Annotated in this window: 14 protein-coding genes and 4 tRNA genes; 1 reads left to right on the top strand and 17 read right to left on the bottom strand. The window is 42.4% G+C overall.

Annotated features, from left to right (window positions below; genetic code table 11):
- Positions 1–11: 11 nt before the first annotated feature.
- The 7 genes from ACHOLT_RS07325 to dnaG all read right to left on the bottom strand — a co-directional run bounded on the left by ACHOLT_RS07325 (position 12) and on the right by dnaG (position 8,257).
- The gene (locus ACHOLT_RS07325) at positions 12–4,316 is read right to left on the bottom strand and encodes an amino acid adenylation domain-containing protein (protein WP_425806897.1); all 4,305 of its coding nucleotides are present in this window, start codon (positions 4,314–4,316) and stop codon (positions 12–14) included.
- A 301-nt stretch (positions 4,317–4,617) separates the two neighbouring features.
- A tRNA-Val gene (locus ACHOLT_RS07320) sits at positions 4,618–4,693 on the bottom strand.
- A 17-nt stretch (positions 4,694–4,710) separates the two neighbouring features.
- Positions 4,711–4,786: transfer RNA gene (locus ACHOLT_RS07315), tRNA-Glu, on the bottom strand.
- 14 nt (positions 4,787–4,800) lie between these two features.
- Positions 4,801–4,875: transfer RNA gene (locus ACHOLT_RS07310), tRNA-Ile, on the bottom strand.
- Between the two features lie 19 nt (positions 4,876–4,894).
- Positions 4,895–4,969: transfer RNA gene (locus ACHOLT_RS07305), tRNA-Asn, on the bottom strand.
- A 269-nt stretch (positions 4,970–5,238) separates the two neighbouring features.
- Positions 5,239–6,423, bottom strand: coding sequence for an RNA polymerase sigma factor RpoD (gene rpoD / locus ACHOLT_RS07300; protein WP_425806896.1), 1,185 nt, complete (start codon positions 6,421–6,423; stop codon positions 5,239–5,241).
- Entirely contained in the window at positions 6,410–8,257 is a 1,848-nt protein-coding gene (dnaG, locus tag ACHOLT_RS07295) for a DNA primase (RefSeq protein ID WP_425806894.1), read from the bottom strand. The genes rpoD and dnaG overlap by 14 nt, the downstream gene beginning before the upstream one ends.
- A gap of 316 nt (positions 8,258–8,573) precedes the next feature.
- Here dnaG and ACHOLT_RS07290 point away from each other — a divergent pair, with 316 nt between their 5' ends.
- Positions 8,574–9,185, top strand: a complete 612-nt coding sequence (locus tag ACHOLT_RS07290; protein WP_425806892.1) for a GerMN domain-containing protein — start codon at positions 8,574–8,576, stop codon at positions 9,183–9,185.
- 130 nt (positions 9,186–9,315) lie between these two features.
- Here ACHOLT_RS07290 and yqeB read toward each other — a convergent pair whose 3' ends face one another.
- From yqeB to ACHOLT_RS07240, 10 genes are all read right to left on the bottom strand, one after another.
- Positions 9,316–10,155: a selenium-dependent molybdenum cofactor biosynthesis protein YqeB gene (gene yqeB / locus ACHOLT_RS07285; protein ID WP_425806891.1), complete on the bottom strand. Its 840-nt coding sequence runs from the start codon at positions 10,153–10,155 to the stop codon at positions 9,316–9,318.
- A 27-nt stretch (positions 10,156–10,182) separates the two neighbouring features.
- Entirely contained in the window at positions 10,183–10,551 is a 369-nt protein-coding gene (locus tag ACHOLT_RS07280; protein WP_425806889.1) for an XdhC family protein, read from the bottom strand.
- The gene (locus ACHOLT_RS07275) at positions 10,551–11,384 is read right to left on the bottom strand and encodes an XdhC family protein (protein ID WP_425806887.1); all 834 of its coding nucleotides are present in this window, start codon (positions 11,382–11,384) and stop codon (positions 10,551–10,553) included. Before ACHOLT_RS07275 ends, ACHOLT_RS07280 begins: the two co-directional genes overlap by 1 nt.
- A 19-nt stretch (positions 11,385–11,403) precedes the next feature.
- Positions 11,404–13,959: a selenium-dependent xanthine dehydrogenase gene (xdh, locus tag ACHOLT_RS07270; protein WP_425806885.1), complete on the bottom strand. Its 2,556-nt coding sequence runs from the start codon at positions 13,957–13,959 to the stop codon at positions 11,404–11,406.
- 14 nt (positions 13,960–13,973) lie between these two features.
- Positions 13,974–15,356 (bottom strand): dihydropyrimidinase, encoded by a 1,383-nt coding sequence (hydA, locus tag ACHOLT_RS07265; protein WP_425806883.1) that lies wholly within the window; start codon positions 15,354–15,356, stop codon positions 13,974–13,976.
- Positions 15,357–15,371: 15 nt separating this feature from the next.
- Positions 15,372–16,322 (bottom strand): carbamate kinase, encoded by a 951-nt coding sequence (gene arcC / locus ACHOLT_RS07260; protein ID WP_425806881.1) that lies wholly within the window; start codon positions 16,320–16,322, stop codon positions 15,372–15,374.
- Between the two features lie 2 nt (positions 16,323–16,324).
- Positions 16,325–17,329: an ornithine carbamoyltransferase gene (locus ACHOLT_RS07255; RefSeq protein WP_425806879.1), complete on the bottom strand. Its 1,005-nt coding sequence runs from the start codon at positions 17,327–17,329 to the stop codon at positions 16,325–16,327.
- A 136-nt stretch (positions 17,330–17,465) separates the two neighbouring features.
- Positions 17,466–18,713, bottom strand: a complete 1,248-nt coding sequence (locus tag ACHOLT_RS07250; protein ID WP_425806877.1) for a YgeY family selenium metabolism-linked hydrolase — start codon at positions 18,711–18,713, stop codon at positions 17,466–17,468.
- A gap of 209 nt (positions 18,714–18,922) precedes the next feature.
- The gene (locus tag ACHOLT_RS07245; protein ID WP_425806875.1) at positions 18,923–20,740 is read right to left on the bottom strand and encodes a sigma 54-interacting transcriptional regulator; all 1,818 of its coding nucleotides are present in this window, start codon (positions 20,738–20,740) and stop codon (positions 18,923–18,925) included.
- 158 nt (positions 20,741–20,898) lie between these two features.
- A complete protein-coding gene (locus tag ACHOLT_RS07240) occupies positions 20,899–22,260 on the bottom strand; it encodes a PLP-dependent cysteine synthase family protein (protein ID WP_425806873.1) in 1,362 nt (453 codons plus the stop codon).

Here is a 22,260-nt window from a genome sequence, read left to right as displayed (position 1 = left end):
GCCTACAAATTTTATTTAACTTGAGTTATAAAACCCATTTCACTCATATTATTTAACACTTTAATGACATATTCCTCAGTTATTTCAGGCCACTCAAAACCGGTTCGAATTAGACCATTAATTGTAAAGGTTGAGTCTACGGTTATAGTATTAGTGTAATTCAATTTCTTATTGATACTTAGATCGGAAACAAGACCGCTTAATTTTTCTTTACCTTCTTTCGTCTGTGAAAGCTGTGCTATATAAGCATCGTATTCCGTGCTGGGTAAAATTTGAACCGGTATATCTAAGGCTTTTAGACAGTTAATGAGTTCGCCGGCTCTAATTCTGTTATGATTTAACATATGAAATACCCAACCGCTTGTATGGTTTACCTTAATGATATTTACAATTCCTTTGGCACAGCAGTCTACTGGGGTAAATTCGATACTTTGATCAAGAAAACTTTCCGGAACTACCCCTAAGGATATGAGTGAGCGAATTCTGCGGTAAAAAGCATTCTGTTCAATATTGTGCTGAAATTTACCATCCTGGTAACGGCCTGTTACGATACCCACTCTAAAAATAGCGGCCTGTAAGCCTCGATTCTCAGATTTATATATTAGATTCTCCGCTTCAAATTTACTCCTGATATAAACGTTAATTTTATAATCTTGTCCGATATAAAAATCTTCTTCAGTAAAGATTTTTGGAGCTTGAGTTTGGTCGGCTAAAAAATCGCCCGATATACTCACCGTAGATATATGATTTAGTTTTTTGTTAAATTTTAAACAGAAATCAATAACTTCTTGAGTTCCTTGAACATTCGTTTTCTCAAACTCGCTATAATTACCATAATGCTTTACCAGCGCCCCGCTATGAACTACTGTCTTAACTTTTTGAGCTAAATTATCATAAGCTTCGTCGCTTAAACCAAATTGCTTTAAGGAAATATCGCCTTCAACGACAATAATCCTATTTTTACTGGACATCGAAAGTGAGGGGAAATAATAGTCTAAAAATCTTTCAAGTCTTAATTTAGCTTGATCCCCCCGTACCAAACAGTAAACATTCATATGGGTTTGATCCAACAACTCTTGAAGAAGGTGTATTCCCAAGAAACCTGTCGCCCCTGTTAAAAGTACGTTACCTATATTAACAGGCTCGAATATTATTTCTTTTGGTTTTACTCTGCTGGAAATAAATATATCTTCTTCATCTTTTTTATCTTCCTTGCCCTGACCCGTAATCTTTGCTGAAAGCTGCCGTATTGTTGGGCATTCATAAAAATCTTGGGCATTGAGTTTCCATTCATAAGCTAAGGCACCTGACATAATTTCGAGGATAGTTAATGAGTCTCCACCTAAGACAAACAAATTATCATCAATTCCGATGACTTCCATTTCAAGTGCTTCTGCCCATAAACGGGCCATTTTCCCTTCCAGATCACTTCTAGGAGCTATATAAGCAGGCTTTAAATGGCCCAAATCGATTTCGTTAGGTTCAGGCAAGGCCCGGCGGTTAATCTTGCCATTTGGAGTTAATGGCATAACGTTAAGCCAGGTAAAACCTGCCGGAACCATATAGCTGGGTAAATATTTTAAGATATGGGAGACTAATTCTCCGTGACTTGGCTTTACCTCATCCGTTGGGATAAGGTAAGCCATTAAATGTTTTTTGCCTGTTTTATCTTCTTTAACGGCTATAACTGCTTCACCAATCGCAGGATGCTGGATTAAGCATGCTTCGATTTCCTCCACTTCAATCCTAAGTCCCCTGATTTTTACTTGATTATCATTACGGCCTAAACATTCTATTTCACCATTTTTAAGCCAACGCCCTAAATCCCCTGTTCGGTACATCATCTTGTCAGGGAGATATGGATTAGCCAGGAAGCGTTCTTTCGTCAATTCAGGATTATTTAAATAGCCAAGTGAAACTCCGTCTCCAGAAATGAAAATTTCACCCACTGATCCTAGGGTTACAGGTACAAAATTCTCATCTAGAATATAAATTTGTGTGTTGTCTACCGGTTTTCCAATGGTCATTTTTTCTGAGCGGGTAACATTAGTAAAGGTGGACCATACCGTCGTCTCTGTTGGGCCGTATAGATTATAGATTTCTGCATGAGTCACGGATTTCAGCTGCGGCAATAACTGTGCTGGGAATGCCTCCCCAGTAATTAAAAGATGAGATAAATCTTTTAAGCACTCTCTGCCATGCTCTTCACTTAAAATCAGCTTCATGCGCGACGGTGTGGCCTGAAGAACCTTAACTTGGTGTTTAGCCATAAGGCCGAAAAGATATCTCGGTATTGTTTGTTCTTCCTCATTGGCGATAATGACCTTCATTCCTTGCGTCAGGGGCATAATCGTGTCCCCAAAGAAAATATCAAAGGACATTGTAGTTATGGATACAATGGTTTGATTTTTAAAATCCAGACTACGTACAATGCAATTAACAAGATTGCATAAAGCCCGATGCTGAACCATAACGCCTTTAGGCTTGCCTGTCGAACCCGAAGTAAAAAGCACATAGGCTAAATCTTCTGGGTTGGCTTTTTGATCCTTATCAAGGTTTTCTTGAGCACCCGTATAAATAGTCGGGTTGGTTAAGGAAATATCAGCAAATTCACAATTTCCGTGGGAACGCATTTCCGGATTATCTATATTCGTAAGCACTAGTTGCGTACGACTTTGTTCAAGCATATAGGCTATTCTTTCACCAGGATAGCCTGGATCAATCGGCAAATAGGCTGCACCGGCCTTAAGAATCCCCAGTATACCAATGACCATCTCTAATGATCTGTTAACCATTAAACCGATTATTGAGTTACGTGTGATCCCTTTATTTCGAATATAACGGGCAAGCTGATTTGCTCTTTCATTAAGTTCAGAGTAACTTAATTCTTTGTCGCCAAATACTATTGCAGTGTGATTCGGTGTTTTAATAACCTGGTCCTCAAACAACTCAGATACGCTCTTTATGTGATAAGGCCTCTCTGCAGGATTAAACGCATCTAGCAACTCATGCAACTCGCCCTGAGATAACATCTGCAGCTCAGATAGCTTTTTAGTCGGATTTTCTAAGGCGTCCGTCAACAGATTACAAATATTGTTATGCATTTGTTCAATATCATTCTCGTTAAAGACTTCAATCAGATAATCATAATCCAGTACCGGCAAGCCTGTTTCCGCCCAATCGCTGACGCCGATCGACAACGAGTTGGGCTGAGCACCAGGATAATTCCAAATTCCTTCATACTCAATAACAGAATCCAGTTTGACATTCCAATAATTCAGAGTGACATCCACCAGGGTCCCGGAAAAATGATGCTTTTCCCGAAAATCTTTGAGTATGTAACTATACGGATAACGTTGATTACGCATGAACTTTTTTAGCTCTTGGTAAGACGTATTGACAAAAGTCAAAAAGTCAAAACTTGGCTCAACATAAATTCTAGTCGGTATATTGTTCATAAACATACCTGCCGTATTCTTTTCAACCTTGCCTGATCGATTCAAAATAGGTGTTTCAATCGCGATATCTTTCTTATTCGTCCTTTTTGAAAGATATAACGCAAGAAGCGCATAAAAAACACTAAATTCCGAAACTTTATTAGAATTACAAAAGCTATGAAGTTTGGAGCTCAATGACGGAGATAAAGCATGGCTTTTTCTTTTTCCAGTCAAGCTTTTAAACCCTTTGTTATCCGTCATTGATATAAACTCAGGAACGGTTTCAAAAACCCCCGACCAGAAATTCTTATGTTTTTCAAAACGTTCTGAAGTTAAATATTGCTGTTCATCAAGAATGTGGTCTATAAAGGATGGTTCTTCACCCGTATCCGGGTGAACACCCTGCAAAAGCTGCCAATACTCTTTCATCGTCTTTCTGATAACCAGCACGAATCCCCAAGCATCTGTAATCATGTGATGGAATTTAAAGTAACAGATATTCTTTTGTTCTTCTAACTTTATCATAGCGAAATAAAAAAGCTCATTTTCAATTAAAGCAAACGGGGTTACAGTCATCTTCTGTTCCCATTCTTTATAATCCTTCTCACCATTCTCATAGCTAAAATCTAATACGTCAAAATTTTTAGGAACAAAGTCCGAAAAATATTGTTGTGGTGTTGAACCCGAATTAATTAATCGAATACGAAGAGCATCGTTATTTTTTATGACCAAGTTAAGGGCTTCATTCATTAAACCAAAATCTAATTTATCATATATGATCGTAGTCGCTGAGGAAATAGCCTGACTCGTACCGGGATAAAGATTATCAGCAACCCATATTGACTTCTGTGCATTTGTTAAAGGATATAGCTTCGCCATTTTTATTCCTCCAAATCTAAAAATAATCCCAGGTACTTAAAATTAAACGGTAATCGTAAATAACTCCATTTAATCTTAATTTAGAATTTAATAAAATATGAAATATTAACTACTTTTCGACATGTGTTTTATAAATCCTTCCAATTAACTAATAAAAGGAAATTTTAAAATCTGCTAAAATACTTTCTTATAATAAAAAAGCACCTTCCCATAAAGGGAAAGCGCTATAAAAACTTAATTAGATAAAACTGCACATAAGCAAAATGGTTAAAAATAAAAAAGGCCTAAAGCCTTTTATTTCTGGTGGGCGATACCGGGATCGAACCGATGACCTCATCCGTGTGAAGGATGCGCTCTCCCGACTGAGCCAATCGCCCACATCATGATCTGTGTTTGGTGACCCGTACGGGATTCGAACCCGTGTAGCCGCCGTGAAAGGGCGGTGTCTTAAGCCTCTTGACCAACGGGCCATGAAATATTCAGATGGTGGGCCCACTAGGGTTCGAACCTAGGACCAACCGGTTATGAGCCGGCAGCTCTACCGCTGAGCTATGGGCCCGGATAAGGAATAAAAAAAATGGCTCCCCGAGTAGGACTCGAACCTACAACCTACCGGTTAACAGCCGGTTGCTCCACCATTGAGCTATCGAGGAATGGCCTTTGCATGGATTATTATACGCAAAACACTTTTTATAGTCAAGCTTTAAGCAGTTAAAAATCAATAATTTTTTGGTTTCCGAAATTTTTACGAAAAATCTATTAGAAATTTCTAAAAAAGCTATTCCTTAAAAAAAACATTCCAAATTTAATTCTGCCTGTAATTAAATAGAATTCTGCCTTCAAATAAAGATATTTTAATAAGAATAAATAATAGGCTCTACCTTAGTTTTTAGGTAGAGCCAGCTTTTTATTCAGATACTTTTTATTCAAGATAATCTTTAAGTTTTTTACTACGGCTGGGATGACGGAGTTTCCGAAGTGCTTTTGCTTCGATCTGACGAATCCGTTCACGTGTAACTCCAAATTCCTGCCCTACTTCTTCCAAAGTCCGAGTTCTGCCATCATCGAGACCAAAACGCAGCCGCAAGACCTTTTCCTCACGAGGTGTGAGTGTTTCTAAAACCTCCTCCAACTGCTCTTTAAGAAGAATAAAGGAAGCAGCTTCCGAGGGAGCCGGTGCATCTTCGTCTGGAATAAAATCTCCCAAATGCGAGTCTTCTTCTTCACCAATTGGAGTTTCCAAAGAAACCGGCTCTTGAGCAATTTTCATAATTTCACGTACGCGTTCTACGGGAATATCCATTTGAACTGCGATTTCTTCAGGTGCAGGTTCACGTCCTAACTCTTGCAGAAGTTGGCGGGAAATCCGAATCAGTTTATTGATCGTTTCAACCATATGAACAGGTATACGAATAGTCCGAGCCTGATCAGCAATTGCACGCGTAATTGCCTGGCGAATCCACCATGTCGCATAGGTAGAGAACTTATAACCTTTAGTATAATCAAATTTTTCAACTGCTTTAATCAGTCCTAAATTTCCTTCTTGAATCAAATCCAGGAAAAGCATACCCCGACCGACATAACGTTTAGCAATACTTACAACAAGGCGAAGATTCGCTTCCGCTAACCGCCGTTTAGCGCCTTCATCTCCCTGCTCCATTCTTTTAGCAAGATCGATTTCTTCCTCAGCTGTCAGCAAAGGAACCCGGCCAATTTCCTTTAAATACATGCGGACAGGATCATCAATTCCTACCCCTTCCGGTACGGTAAGATCAACATCCGTGTCTTCTGCGGCACCCGCATCTTCTCCATCATCGCTTAGATCATCATCCGTGGTTTTTTCTAAAACTTCTTCCTCTTCTTCCGGTACGGGTATTACCTCAATACCCATACGGCCAAGCTGCTCATATACTTCATCTATTTGGTCGGTTGTGAGCTCAATTCCTTGGAGAGCATCCATTATTTCACGGTACGTAAGGGAACCCTTCTTTTTTCCGATTTGAATGAGTTCCTTAACCGCTTCGACCCGTAATTGTTCCTCATTCATGGGTTCCGTACCTTCCTTTGGAGTCTGTTTTTGCGTGCTCATAACCTTACTTTTCGCCACTTCTTAACCGCTCTCCTATCTCTTTTAACAGGGCCATTGCCCCTGCCATATCACCGGATTTTTCTAAAGCGACCATACGGGTTTGCAATTCTTCTACAGTTTCTTCCGATCGTATGGACCGGATTTGACGTAAACAATCCTGAAAAAGTTTCTCGGGCTGGGACACATCTGTCTCTTCAACCATAATATTCGCGATTTGGCTTTGTAATTCTTCCGATACTTGAATCGGAATTCCCGCTCCGTTTTGAAGTTGAACTTCTTCAAGCGAATCAAAAAGTTGCTTATGGATAGGAACTTTCCAAAAGTCCTTGCCGAGTTCCGCTTCAACTTGAGCGACAGATACTGACTGTTCCAGCAAAAGGCGTAGAAGAATTCGTTCTGCCCGAAAGACAGCATTAGGAACCGTAATGGCAGAAGGAACAGGATTTACATACCTATTGATATTATCTCTGTTTTTTACAGAAATATCCTGGTTTTCCTGAAAATATTCATTTTCATGTCGATCCTTTGACTTTTTCCTGTCTTTACTCTCAATTTCTTGCTGAATTGCTTCCAAAGTAAGACCAAGTTCTAAACTTAAAAAGCGTTCATATCCTTCACGTTCAACCGGACTCGACACCTTGATTATATCTGCGGCCAAAGCACTGACCAGTTCTCTTTTTTCGGGTGCGCTGTGTACGGTGTGCTCTTGAATATAAACGTAATACTTAAATTCAATATAAGGTTTAGCTTGATCTAACGCTTTCTTAAATTGTTCGGTACCCTGAGCCTTTAAAAATTCATCTGGATCTTTAGCCCCAACTAAACTTAAAACATCGACCCGAAAACCAGCTTCCCTTAATATTTCACCCGCCCGAAGCGTGGCTTGAACACCTGGTTTATCAGAGTCATAGACTACAACAATTCGTTGTGTGTAACGTCTAAGCAGCTTTGCCTGATCTTTAGTCAAAGCTGTTCCCAAAGAGGCAACTGCATTAGTAAAGCCTGCTCTCTGCAAAGCAATTACATCCATGTAACCTTCCGCCAACAAGGCAAATCCGTATTCGCGAATTCCTTGATAAGCTCGGTTCATCCCAAATAAATGATGTCTTTTGCTAAAAAAAGCAGTCTCCGGAGAGTTCAAGTATTTCGGTAAGGAATCGTCGAGGACGCGACCGCCAAAGGCAACTGTTTTTTGACGAGAATCTGAGATGGCAAAAATAATGCGGTTACGGAAACGGTCATAATACCCCCGGTTTCCTTTTCCCTCCTGTCCTTCCCGTTCAATGGCCAAGCCAACTTCAGCAAGCTCATGAGGGTTAACCCCTCGAGTTGAAAGAGCTTCGATCAATCCATTCCAACGGTCAGGTGCATATCCGAGGCGAAAAGCCTTCATTGTATCAGGGTCGACTCCCCGCTTTGCAAAATATTGCCGTCCCAATTCACCTTCCGGGCGATTCATAAGAATATCATGAAAGTAAGCTGTAGCCCATTCATGAATCTCTTCCCAACGATGTCGACGGGCTTGCAGCTCTTTTTCCCGCGGTGATAATTCTTTTTCGGGTAACATAATCCCGTATTTCTGGGCTAAATGTTCGAGCACTTCGGGAAAAGTCCAGTTCTCTTTTTTCATGAGAAAATGAAACGCATTCCCCCCCGTATGACAACCAAAACAATAAAACATCTGTTTATCGGGTGTCACGGTAAAGCTCGGAGTTTTTTCTGAATGGAAAGGACATAACCCTAAATAATTTTTTCCTTTACGCTGTAAAGGAACATACTGAGATATAATTTCTACAATATCAGTGTGTATTCTTATGTCTTCAACGACATCTTCTGGAATTCTATAGTCCACGGACCGTTGTTCGCCACCCTGTCACATTTTCTTGAGAATGTCAAGACTTGTATAGAATTCTTCGCCAAAAAGTCGTGGAATCCTCTTTTTGTCTCCATGAATATGTAGAATTATATCTTACTTATATGAAACGAATTATTTCACGACTCTAAATATTCTCCCCTGGTTTCATTTTTCCTTCCTATTTCGACTTATTTTTGATTTTAGCCTTTGACTGATTTCCCCTAGGAACGAACTTATCTTTTCGTAAGGTTTAAATCATGATAGAATAAGCTTGGAATCTTTGTACACAGCATAATGGAAAGGTGGTAAGTTCATGATACATACTTTAGTAAAAAAAACCCGGCCTTTCGCCTTAATTCTTATAGCCTTACTTGTACTACTGACCGGATTAACGGGTTGCGGTTCAAATACCGTAAAGACACAATCTAATGCTTCCGTAACTCCAAGTGATTCAGGCTCAGCCAACAATTCCTCATCCGGAAATACGTCATCCACTGGTTCATCTTCAGCTACTTCGGTCAAAGTAACTCTTTATTTCCCCGCACCTGATGCAAGCGGGCTTGTACCTGTCGAGCGAACTGTAACCGTGGCCAACGACGAAATTATTAAGGCTATGTTTAGTGAATTAAGCAACCCGCCTTCAGGTCTTGAGCCAGCTTTGCCAAAAGGTACCGAGCTTTTAAGCGCAACGGTTAAGGATGGAATCGCTACTATCAATCTTTCCAAACAATTCAAATCGAACTTCTCAGGCGGTGCTACTGGAGAACAATTAATCCTTTATAGCATTGTTGACACTTTAACAACACTTTCAAACGTCAAAAGTGTTCAATTCCTCTTAGATGGGGCACAAACCGTAACAATTTTAAAAGAATTTGACACTTCGTCTCCTCTTAAGCGCAATGAAAGCTTAATACGCAAACTTTAGCTATAAAAATTTAGCTATAGTTAATGTGTTGTTCTTAGCTTGTAAATTATGAATAGGTATCTGATACAGTATAAAAATATAGTATAAATAGATATATGCACCTAAATTTTAAAGCATTACGTCCGTCTATTCAGACCAGGCGTAATGCTTTTTGTTCTAAAATACTGAGTAAAACTGCTGCTCCGATTGCTCGGGCCTTATCCGATATGGTCCAGCAGTATTCTTTTTCTTCGCGAGGATCAATATCTCCAATTTTAATATAGGAAGCAACATAAGTTCCAGTCTGTATCAACCCCCGTACTATGCCCCCGAGAGGCGAAAGAACGGAATCTTGCCGTTGTTCCCCCTCAATGATTCCTAGAACATCTCCACGGGCTACCCGTTCGCCAATTTTTCGAGCTGCCCGAAAAGTTCCTGCTTGAGAGGAATAAACGACCCGTTCCCAGTTGTATCCAGCAACATCTCCCGGCACTCCGGTATTGGGTTCAGCTGTGCCTTCTAAAATAATTCGCCCTAAATTATGCCCTCGATTGGTTTCGATCACAACATGAACATCTTTACCTGCCGTGAACCCTGGTCCCAAGCCGATTGTTAAGGGTGCCATATCACGGCAGGTTCCCAAATTTCGTTTGGCCATTATCGCATCCACAAGAATCGCAGGCTGGAATTTCTTCAGACACGTTAGTTCCGGATCAACTAAAATAGGGATTCCTCCTGCTGCCCATTTATCTTCAAATTGATCTGCGCTAGTGACATGATAAGCTGTAATCCTTTCAACAGTCCATCGCCTTTCTTCTGCTGCAGCTGCAGTTCCGTAACTGACCGGCCAGCGAACCATTAAGGGCTGTTCAACCTCTGTCATGATTACACGAAAGCCTGCTTTTACTAAAGCCCAGGCTACTCCGCTGGCTTGTTCCCCCGCGCCGCGAATCAGTACCATAGGTCCTGTAAGTTGTCGCAATCTATTCATCTTCTCATCCTTAAATTTTCTCTTATCCTAAAAGTTACCCTGCGGAGGTGTATACATTGCAGGTTCTATATAAACCTTCATAATTCCGCCGCATACCATTCCCTCTTCTTCAGCTGCTTCATGGGTTAAATTGATATCAACTATCGTTGGCTCTCCTTGATCGATGACATGAAGAGCGTGCTGAAGGACTTCGGCTTCACTGCTTCCCCCGCCGATTGTACCGATAGCCCTTCCATCATGAAAAACTAGGACTTGTGCTCCAGCCTTACGAGGAACAGAACCTGAAGTAGAAATAATTGTAGCTACAGCAGCAGAATTCAAGGTGGCATTTAACCTGTCGTCTAAAGATGTTTCCTCATTGAATTTTATCATTGACTCGAGTACTTTATTATCCATTAATTTTTTTCTTCCTTTACCCTAATTAGACTTATATCTTTTAAACTTTTCGCTTCTAGATCCCTGCTCTCTCCATAACGCTTAACCATCATAATTTCAGTAAGAATACTCATGGCTATTTCCTCAGGAGTTTGAGCGCCTATATCAAGTCCGATCGGTGAATGAACGGTTCTAAGCTGCTCTGCGGAGATCCCCTCATCTTGGAGTGCATTCATAATCGCGGATATTTTTTTCCGGCTTCCAATCATTCCGACATAAGCAGGCCTTTCAGGGCTCTTAAGTACACTTCCTAAGCACACTTTATCATAATGATGTCCCCGCGTCACAATAACAATGAATGTGTTAACATCAAAAGTTAATTGTTCAATTGCTTTTTCGAAGTCCTCGCAGATAACTTCATCAGCTTCTCCAAAACGAAAAAAATTAGCAAAAGAAGACCGGTCATCAACTACCATAACTTGAAAATCCAAAAACTTTCCGAGCTTTGCGAGCGGAAGAGCGATATGTCCTCCTCCTAATATAATTAATTGTGTCTTCGGGTAGATAGGATCGATAAAAAGCGTCAATTGCGCGGCTAAAGATAAGTTCAGCAGGTCTGCGATATCAATATTGATGCTCTGAGGGACTTTGCTCTGAATAATCTTTAGGAGTTCATTTTGGATTCGTATAAAAACATCCTTATTAATATAGCCTTCAATAATTTCTCCAGCTTCATTCACAAGTAACTTTGTTCCTGTCGGGCAAAGCTTCGGATCTCCAGCAATAACGATTATGCTGGCACCAACCTGATGATTTTCAACCATTTCCATGAGCTTAGCGTAAATATTTGGCATGAGCAATTCCATCCTTATCCTATTGCATATACGGTGTCCCCCTCAAGGGTAAACTCAAACGCAGTTTTCCGTCAAGTTTTTTATAAGCTCCGGCAACAGCGGCGGCAACAGGAATTGAGGAGATCTCGCCTACACCTTTTGCTCCATACGCGAGCGGCGAAGGATTATTTTCAATAATAACAGGCTCAATTTCAGGCCTATCCGTGGAACGCAAGAGTCCCAAAGTCCCATACTTCACGGCCGGCACTCCCTTCTTTAATGGGAAATGCTCCCGAAGGGCGTAGCCTAACCCCATTGTTACGCCTCCTTCAATTTGACCTTCCAGTGCTAGAGGATTAATCGCTCGGCCGCTGTCATGTGCAGCAATAACTTTTTGAACTTTACCCTTTTCATCGAGAATTACGACATGTGTCGCATAACTATAAGCAACATGATGGGTAGGATGCTGCTGATCCGATTGAAGAGAATCCGTTTTTCCAAAGTATTCCCCATAATATTCTGTTCCCTCTAATTGATCGAGTGATTTACATTCAAGCGCTTGCTGTAATCGCAAAGCAGCTTGACGAGTTGCTTCTCCGGTAAAAAGAGTTTGTCGGGAAGCGGTCGTTGTTCCTGCATTCGGTGTAAGATCAGTATCGGGAGGTACGACTTCAATTCTGTCTCCAGTAATTCCTGTTGCTTCATTTAATATCTGCATTAAGATCGTTGCCAAGCCTTGGCCTATACATTGGGCACTCGTATAAACCCTTATTTTTCCCTTCTCGACCTTCAGCTTTACGCGCGAGATATCCGGCAAGCCGACGCCAATGCCCGCATTTTTGAAAGCGCAAGCGATTCCTGCATAAGGAAAAGCTTCGTACACTTCACGAACAGCTAGTAAGGTTTCCTTAAGAGCCGTTCCATCATCAGCAATCTGCCCATTAGGAGCTTCTTTCCCAGGTTCTAACACATTTCGAAAACGAATTTCCCAAGAAGAAATCCCGACTTTCTCCGCAAGAAGATTGAGATTCGTTTCCGAGGCAAAATTGGATTGGGGTACGCCAAAGCCTCGGAAGGCTCCCCCTGGTGGATTATTGGTATAAACACAACGTCCAGTCACTTCGATATTGGGTACAACATAGGGACCGCAAAGATGGGTACACGCCCTTTCCAATACAGCCGAACCTAGGGAAGCATAGGCACCGCAGTCAGCTAAAATATTCGCTTTAATTCCTGTGATATGCCCCTCAGCATCACATCCTGTTGTAACTTCAATTTCCATAGCATGACGTTTAGGATGAATGAGAATGCTTTCTTGCCGGGTTAAGGTCACTTTGACTGGTTTTTGAGTTTTCCAGGCGAGCAAGGCTGCGTGATGCTGAACAATGAGATCTTCCTTTCCGCCAAAGGCTCCTCCGACACATTTACTGATCACGCGGACTTTTTCTTGGGGCAATCCCAAGATCGCCATAATCCCATGCAGATCATCATAGACACTCTGGCTCCCTACATAAACCGTTAATTTTCCATCGGACTGCGGGAGGGCGAAAGCGCTTTCAGGCTCCATAAATGCATGCTCAGTAGGCGGCAAAGAATATCGATTGGAGACGACATAAGCGGATTGGGCGAGCGCTTGCTCAGGGATTCCCCTTCGGATCTGTGTTTTACTTAAGAGATTACCCTTCGGATGAATTTGCGGGGCTCCCTCAATTAAAGCATCTGCTGGGGAAGTGATAGGCTCAAGTTCCTGATATTCTACTTTGATCAATTTGACAGCTTCTCGAGCCTGTTCTTTTGTACGGGCAGCAACTATGGCAATGGCATCGCCTATATATCGTGTTTCTTCTCCGACTGCGACAAGTGTAGGCCAGTCATGGAAAATATGCCCCCAATAACGCTCGCCAGGAATATCTTCTGCTGTCATTACGGCTTCAACACCAGGGTAATCTCTTGCAGCGGATACATCAATCGATTTAACCGCGGCGCGAGGATATTCAGCACGCAGGGCAACTCCAAAGAGCATCTCTTCAGCATATAGATCATCCACATACTGTGCAGTTCCGAGGACTTTTTCAACAGCATCAATGCGGATTAAATTCGTCCCCACTCCCTCGTTGATCCTGCTGGCAAACTGAGGTTTAACCTCTCCACGCATGGCCTTGGCTGCAAGCTGAATACCGTGCTCAATTTTAACGTACCCTGTACAGCGGCAAATATTTCCTTTGATTGCTTCTCGAATTTCCTGTGAGGTCGGGTTTAGTTTTTTATCCAGCAGGCCCTTGGCACTGATAATCATACCCGGAATACAAAAACCGCACTGAACCGCACCGGCTTCTGCAAAAGCCCAAGAATACGTTTCTTTTTCCTGTTCGGACAAACCTTCTACGGTCAACAGTTTTTTCCCATTTACTTTAGATGCTTTCAGAATACAAGACCGCACTGCTCTTCCATCGACAAGAATCGTACAAGCCCCGCAAGCGCCTTCTCCACAGCCGTTTTTTAAAGATGTAATATGAAGTTCCTCGCGCAGAAAATCCAGAATATTAATATCTTTTTCAATAAAACAACTCTTACCGTTGACCTCAATCGTATACATTTTCTTCCACCCCTCTATGCAGAAAATGCGTTACGGTAAAGATATATTCCCTTAGGCTGCTCATCATTTAATTGTCCTTCATTCACAACCTGTTGACCCCGCAAAAAGACGTAACGAACTTTCCCATCCTGTTTAAAACCTTCATAAGGAGAATAATCCACCTTCTGAACCTGTGATTTTACGGAAATCTTTGTGGTAACTCGCGGATCCCAGACCACGATATCGGCATCACTGCCAAGGGCGATTGTCCCTTTGCGCGGGAATAACCCAAAAAGCTTTGCCGCTTGCGTTGAGGTAAGATCCACAAATTCCGGTAACGTGATTCTCCCTGATACGACACCATAGGTATAGAGCAATCCCATCCGTGTTTCAACTCCTGGCATGCCATTGGGTATTTTACTGAAATCCTCTTTCCCCAGCTCCTTCTGCCCTCGAAAGTTGAACGAACAATGATCTGTAGCTATTGTATTGATCATTTTGCTTCGAATGCCTTGCCATAAGGCTTCCTGGTTTTCTTTAGCCCGTAAAGGAGGCGAAATCACATACTTTGCTCCCTCGAAGCCGGGTAAATCATAGACTGATTCATCCAGCAGGAGATATTGAGGACAGGTTTCGGCATAAACCGGACGTCCCCGTTGTTTAGCCTGAGCGATAACCTCAAACGCTTCACCGGAGCTTAAATGGACGACATAGAGAGGAGCTTCCGCGACCTCCGCTAAAGCAATTGCACGTGAAACCGCTTCTTTCTCAGCAATAATCGGTCGGGTGCGCGGATGCGAGGCTGTAGAGACTTCTCCCGTTTTTTGAACTTCTCGAATCAGATCAGCTACAATATCCCCGTTCTCACAATGCAAGCAGATAAGAGCACCTAGACGTTTACATTGACGCAAAGCTTCGAGCAATACCCCATCATCAACTTGCAATGTCCCTTTATAAGCCATATAGAGTTTATATGAAGAAACGCCCTGCTTTTGCGTGAGCTCCTGCATTTCTTGGGCTGTGGATTGATTCCAGTCCGTAATTGCCATATGGAAACCGTAATCCACAAATGCTTTCCCCAATGCTTTTTTATGCCAGTTGGCTAAACCTTCTCTTAAGCTCTCCCCTCTAAACTGCGTTGCAAAATCCAGGACCGTTGTCGTTCCGCCAAGCAATGCTGCTTTTGTCCCGCTCCAAAAATCATCTGCTGTAACGGTCTCCCCGACAGGCAAGTCAAAATGGGTATGCGGATCAATTCCTCCCGGAAATAAAAAACAGCCGTCCACAGGAATGACTTCATCGTGAGCTCTTAGGATGTTCTTTCCTATGCCCACAATTTTTTCACCTTCAATACGAACGTCTGCTTCAACTATTTCTGCAGCTGTAACCATATGTCCGCCGCTTAAAATAATAGCCATGTTTGATTCACCGTCCTACGGAAAAACATGGGTCCCTGTTTTTTCTGCAATAGCGTCTTCCAGCGATTCCGGGTTTGTGATAATCGCTTGTTTACCGCCGTGTTCAAGAAAGTTAATGACAGCTTGAACTTTAGGCAGCATACTTCCGGGTGCAAAATGATTCTCTTTTGCATACTCTTTAAGTTCTGCAAGAGTAACCCGATCCAGAGGCTTTTCATCCGGCTTCCCATAGTTTAAATAAACTTGAGGCACCCCTGTTGAAATAATAAGCAAATCAGCCTGAATCTCCGCTGCCAGAAGACTCGAGGCAAAGTCCTTATCAATAACTGCATCAACACCTTCGAGTTCTCCATTAGCTTTTGCTATAACCGGGATTCCTCCCCCTCCAACACCAACAACACAGTATCCTGCTTGGGCTAGACTGCGGATCACCTCTTTCTCCACGATTTGCTGGGGCAAAGGAGAGGGTACGACGCGGCGATACCCCCGCCCTGCATCATTGATCATAATCCAACCCAAATGTTCTTTTTGCATCTCCAGAGCTTGTTCTTCACTATAAAAGGAGCCGATAGGTTTAGAAGGTTTCTGAAAAGCCGGATCTTCACGTGACACTAAGACTTGCGTAATAATCGTCACGGAGGCTTTATTAATCCCTCTTTTGCGGAATTCATTATCAATGGCTTGCTGAATCTGATACCCTATTGAGCCCTGGGTATCTGCTCCGCAGCTGACGAGGGGTACGCTGTGCATAGAAGCGACCTCATTTGCTATCTCTGACCTTCGAAGAATAAACCCAACTTGCGGGCCATTCCCATGCGTAACAATCACTTCATACCCCTGCTCGATCATCCCTACAATATGGCGTGCAGTTTCACAAATTGCTGCGTATTGGTCTTCGACGCTTTGATGCAAGTCGTCTCGAATCAGAGAATTCCCGCCGATGGCAACAACAGCTAATTTATTCACCTTTATCTTCCACCCATCAATAAAGTCATTACCGCTTTAGCCGTATGGAGGCGGTTTTCAGCTTCGTCATAGACAATAGAATGGGGTCCGTCAATTACGGAATCCTCAACTTCATTATTCCGGTCCGCGGGTAAGGCGTGCATATACATTACGTCTTTATCTGCTGTCGCCATTTTCGCTTCTGTACACTTCCAAGATTTCTGAGCAAGCAGTCTATCATCAATTACTTTTGATGCGCCTACTGTTGTCGCACCAGTTTGGTCATTAACCCAACTTCCCCAGTTTTTCGGGATGACAATATGTGCTCCTTCATATGCCTCTTCTTCATTATGAGTTACCTTAACTGAGCCGCCGAAGCGTTCCGCATTAGCCTTCGCCTGTTCAATAACCCAACCGGGAAGCTCCCAGCCTTTTGGATGAGCTAGAACTACATCCATCCCATAGCGGGGGAATAAAAGAATTTGGGATACAGGAACGGAAATGGGTTTCTTATGGCTTTCTGCATAAGCCCAAATGATCGATACTTTAACTCTTTTTAGATCGCCTATTTTTTCTTTCATTGTCATAAGATCGGCTAACGCTTGGAAGGGATGGTAAAGATCACACTGCAGATTCATTACGGGAGCTGTTGACCATTTTGCCATTTCATTCAAATATTGATTGCCGATGCCCCAATTACAGTAACGTGCCGCGATGGCATGACCAAAACGGGATAAAATAATAGCTGTATCCTTGGGCGTTTCGCCATGGGCTACTTGCATATTGCTGGAATCCAGGAAGTTAGCATGCCCGCCAAGTTGTGCTATACCTGCTTCCATCGAATTCCGTGTTCGGGTCGATTGCTCAAAAAACATGAGAAACATGGTTTGGTTCTGCAAATAAGGCGTTGCAACACCCATAGCGAAGTTCTTCTTAAGGTCAAATGAGACCTCAAGCATGGTGTCAACTTCTTCCTTTGTAAAATCCTCAAGATTAATGAAGTGTTTCCCACGGAAAATGGATTGCATTTATAATCCTCCTTAACTTTATCTTTATTTCTTATCTCCTTATTCTTAAAAGATCTGTAATATTTCTTTTTCTTTTCTTCTTTTTTCTTTTCTCCTTTCTCTTTATTGCTTTGGAATTTCGTCTTCAGTCGTTCACTTAATCAACGCGCACCAAGTTCTCTGTAGCCTCTGGCATTTTGTCTGCGTACCCATGGGTGTAAAAAATCGGAATGACGGCATACATAGCTGCGGCATTGACCAATTCCTTTTTCCAAGTTCGCTCATTCGGTGCATGCGCTTGATCTTCATGACCCGGCCCAAATCCAATGCAAGGGATTCCATAGCGGCCCATAATTGAAACTCCGTTGGTCGAAAACGTCCATTTATCTACAACGGGATCAGTCTTAAACAATCGTTTATGAGCCTCCTCCAGTGTCTTGCAAACGGGGTGGTCTTCTTCAATAAGCCATGTCGGGAAATAGGCATCGGTTGGGTATACCAGGTTAGTGTACGAAGGCCGCTCATAGGCGTACAGTGTTACTTCTGCATGAGCTGCCTTAACTGCTGGGAGATTTTGGATTTGCTGAAGCGCATATTCAGCTGTTTCGCCGGCCGTCAGGCGGCGGTCAATGGAAACCCAGCAGCTATCAGCAACTGCACAACGGGAAGGTGATGTAAAAAAGATCTCAGAAACCGTTAAGCTTCCTTTACCGAGGAAGGGGTGATCATTTAGGTTTTCATGGAGAGCACGCAATTCTGTCAAAATCGGTGCCATTTTAAAAATTGCATTATCTCCTCGTTCTGGGGCTGAGCCATGACAGCTGATTCCTTTAGTTGTCACCTTGATTTCCATCCGGCCGCGGTGTCCGCGATAGATCTTGCCATCCGTTGGCTCAGTAATTACAACGAATTCCGGTTGGAGGCGATCTTCATTCAAAATATATTGCCAGCATAAACCATCACAATCTTCTTCCTGGACAGAACCGACAACAATCAGCGTATAGTCATCGACAAGTCCTAACTCTTTGATGATCTTTCCTGCATACACCATGGCAGCCATTCCTCCGCTTTGATCGCTTCCCCCTCTCCCGATGATGATCTCCTCATCTTCATAGCCTAAGTAAGGATCGTATTTCCATAGCGAAGAATCGCCGATTCCCACAGTATCGATATGTGCATCCATAGCAATGATGTGTTTGCCGTGTCCGATATATCCTAAAATATTTCCCATCGGATCGATAACCACTTTATCAAAACCCACGTCTTCCATCTCTTTTTTAATGCGCAATATCACGTTTTCTTCCTTGCAGCTTTCACTTGGAATAGCAATTAGATCCCGTAAAAAATTGCTGATCTCCTGCTCATACTTATAGGCAAGCTCCAAAACTTTTGTGAAGTCCTCCACCTTGTGTTCCCCTTTCTTTAATCATGGGTTTTCATAACCTACTTTTGATGCAAAATAGATGCCATTTCAATTTGGGCGCACTTTCGCAGGAGCAAATCTCACTTTAAGACGATTCAAACCATCTGCCAAAGATGTTTCGCTTTTAATCCTCATACAAAATAAATTTATTATTTTAATATCACTTTGAGACTTTATTCTCCTTACGAGATCTACCAAGCTTTTTGTGTGTTTTCAGGATATTGCGCGATTCCGAGGGATTGATATGTCTTGTTTTCGGTGATTTGATATTCCTTAATCTTCCGGTAAAGTGTAGCCCGGCTAATTCCCAGCAGTCTTGCAGCTTCCTCTTTATTTCCCTCTAATTCTGCAAGCGAAAGCGCTTTTAGGATCATTTCACGTTCAAGCTCTTTAAGATTAAATGAATTATCCATCATTCTTGACTGAAAATCGGTTTTTACCCGTTTAGGCAGAACCTCAGCTGTAATATATTCTTGCTGCGACATCGTTACACAATATTCAATCACGTTACCGAGCTCTCTTACATTACCTGGCCAAGAGTAACGGCTGAGAATCCGTTCTGCCTCAGATGTAAATCCTTTAACCTCTTTTCCCGTTACCTGTCCATAATGTTCAAGGTAAGACCGAATCAAAATTGGGATATCTTCCTTTCGCTCTCGGAGAGGAAGAATGGTCAAGGGTATGACATTTAAGCGATAATACAAATCTTCTCTAAACTCGCCGTTTTCCACCATTTTATCGAGGTCCCGGTGAGTCGCTGCTATGACCCGCACATCAATCGCCGTCAACCGGGAACTTCCAATTCGCTCAATCCTTTTTTCTTGCAAAACACGAAGAAGTTTGACTTGGAGATGAAGCGGCAGATCGCCGATCTCATCTAAAAAAATTGTCCCATTATGAGCAAGTTCAAATTTGCCCAGTTTTCCTCCACGGCGAGCACCGGTAAACGCTCCCTCCTCATAACCAAACAATTCACTTTCCAACAAATTCTCCGGTATGGCACCGCAATTCAAGGCAATAAAAGCATGATCTTTACGCTTACTGCTCTGATGGATTGCACGTGCGAATAATTCCTTGCCTGTGCCGCTTTCACCCTGGATCAAAATCGTGGCATTGCTTTGCGCCACTCTCGCCGCAATTTCTTTAAGGTTTCTCATCTTTTTGCTGCTGCCGATAATCTGTGAAAAGTGCGTTTCAATTTCGCTGACTGTAGTCTCCCTGACCAGCTTTTTAATCTGCTGCATATCTTTAAGGCTGATCACCGCCCCCTCAATTAGCCCATTATTTTTAATGGGTACAGCATCACAATAAAGCTGAGTTGCTACTCGTTTCCCTTTGATTTGCCCAGAAAAAGGTTCTCCTTGTTCAATGGACTGCCAAAGCTTTCTGTCATCAAGGATTTGAATAAGGCCAATTTTCTGTGCTGATTGCTGGTCAATATCGAGAAGCCGGGCAGCTAAAGTATTGAAATGCGTAACCTGTTTTTGCTCATTGACTAATAGAATTCCGTCATGAAGGAGATTTAACAGTGCAATCAATTGACCTGTTAAACGTTCCCGTTCACGATTTTGATTATTCTCCACAACTTTGGCACTCATCAGATCAACCATTTTCTCTAAAAATTGAAGAAGAGATTCTTTATTATCCATCAACCGCTCTGCTTGTTCTTCATCGAAACAAACTAAACCAATAACCCCGATGATCTGCTCTTCTAACCGGATCGGAATAGCTGCTTCGGCATATTCCAAACAATTTCCCCGGCTAGAGCAAGGCTGACAAAGCTGATTAAAGCCAGGCTCACTGATAATAACAGGAATACCCGTCTGCAGAACATGACGGTAAACAAACCCTTCTGCCATAGGTAATCCCGTTTGGATACGATATTTTCCTGTACCCGCAATTCGGATCAACTCCGCATCCGCGATTTCTACTTCGAGTTTAAGCGCTGCCGCAATAGCATCCGCTGTTTGCTGAACAGTACTTTGGATATTACGCAGTTGATACATCATTTCCACCTCACGCTCCGGGAATGAATAGTTAATCGATCTTCCATCAGTTCTATGTATATGATTACAAAACTGTAATTTATTTACTTTTTACTGAAAATAGAGCAGTTTATTGAAAAAGACACGCAGCCCATGCGTGTCTATATTCCTATATCAATCTTCTATTCATTGCGAAGCTTAGCAATTTCTCGATCATAGTATTCGACTTTAGCGAACTCCTTTTCCCAAAATTCTTTTGTCTTCATTTCATCCAGATAATCTTGGGAATATCCAAAGGGAAGCCAATCTTTTTCTTTTTGTTTATAAAGCTGCTCTTTGGCCTTTGAGCTGCGGAAATCATAAACATTCTCTGTGTTCGCTTTTAAGAAAATATCACGAGCCCAGCGTCGCAGCACAAAATTTTCGGTTTCAAGATAACGTCTTTCTAAATCTTCGAGAACAGAAGGATAACGATCAAATCCGTCAGTTGCAATTGTAACCACATTATCATCAGGCCCGAGTTTAAGATAATGTGCCATTTTAATCGCGCCCAGAATATTACAGATTCCAGAAACACCGAACAGATTATGAAGTGCAGCTGCTTGTTCGCTGGTAACCCCGAGCTCCTCTAACACTTCGGCGCCCTCCTGTATTACTTTTAGTCCGCGAACAGCATCATCATCCGGGATCAGTGCAACAAAATCTGTGGTATTAATGTTATGAATCAGAGTACACATTTTGTCTCCAATCCCCTCAATTCGATGCTGACCTCTGCCTCCGTCCGCTAATGTCGAGCACTCATAAGGTTCAAGGGCAACGATTTTGGCCTCTGGGAAGACCGATTTGATTTGGTCTCCTGCTGCAATTGTCCCTGCTGAGCCAGGAGCAGAGGTAAAGCATGCAATCCGGCCGTTTCCGATCCCCTTTACTGCTTCTATGGCTGAATTGCCGGTAACAAACCGATGGAAACGATAGTTGGGCATTAACTCAAATTGGGCGAGCGGACGATTTTTGGGGTCTTTTTTCAGCTCATAAGTTCGCTCAAGAGTTAGTATGACATCCGACTCTGTGCCCGGTGTGAGATCTAATTTTGCTCCATACTTTTGAATGCGGTCATAGCGTTCCTTGCTCATGTTATCAGGCATTATAACGACTGCCTCATACCCCATAAGATTACAGATGTACGAAACTCCGATGCCGAAATTTCCGGTTGAAGGTCCGAGAATCGTATGCTCTCCCGGAAGAATATCTCCATCAACACAGCCTTCAATCAATGTTGAGTAAGCAGGTCCTACTTTATGCGAACCGGAAGGGAAATACGTTCCAAGCAGGACAACGATATTAGCTTCTGTCCCGGTTAGTGCTTTAGGGAGAATGATTTTCCGTACGTTTCCTTTCTCATTTTTCCAGGTAATATTAAACAAGTTAATCGGATCTAATTCGTTCGTTTCCTTTGCCTTCAGGGCCTTTTCGCGGATCTCCGGATCAATGGCCTCGGGATGAAGCATTTCATAATACGTTGGGCCAAAAGGAATTCTAGCCAT

The organism is Desulfitobacterium nosdiversum (genome assembly GCF_049860565.1).
Taxonomy (GTDB): Bacteria; Bacillota; Desulfitobacteriia; order Desulfitobacteriales; family Desulfitobacteriaceae; genus Desulfitobacterium_A; species Desulfitobacterium_A nosdiversum.
This window is presented reverse-complemented; position numbering and strand designations above follow the sequence as displayed.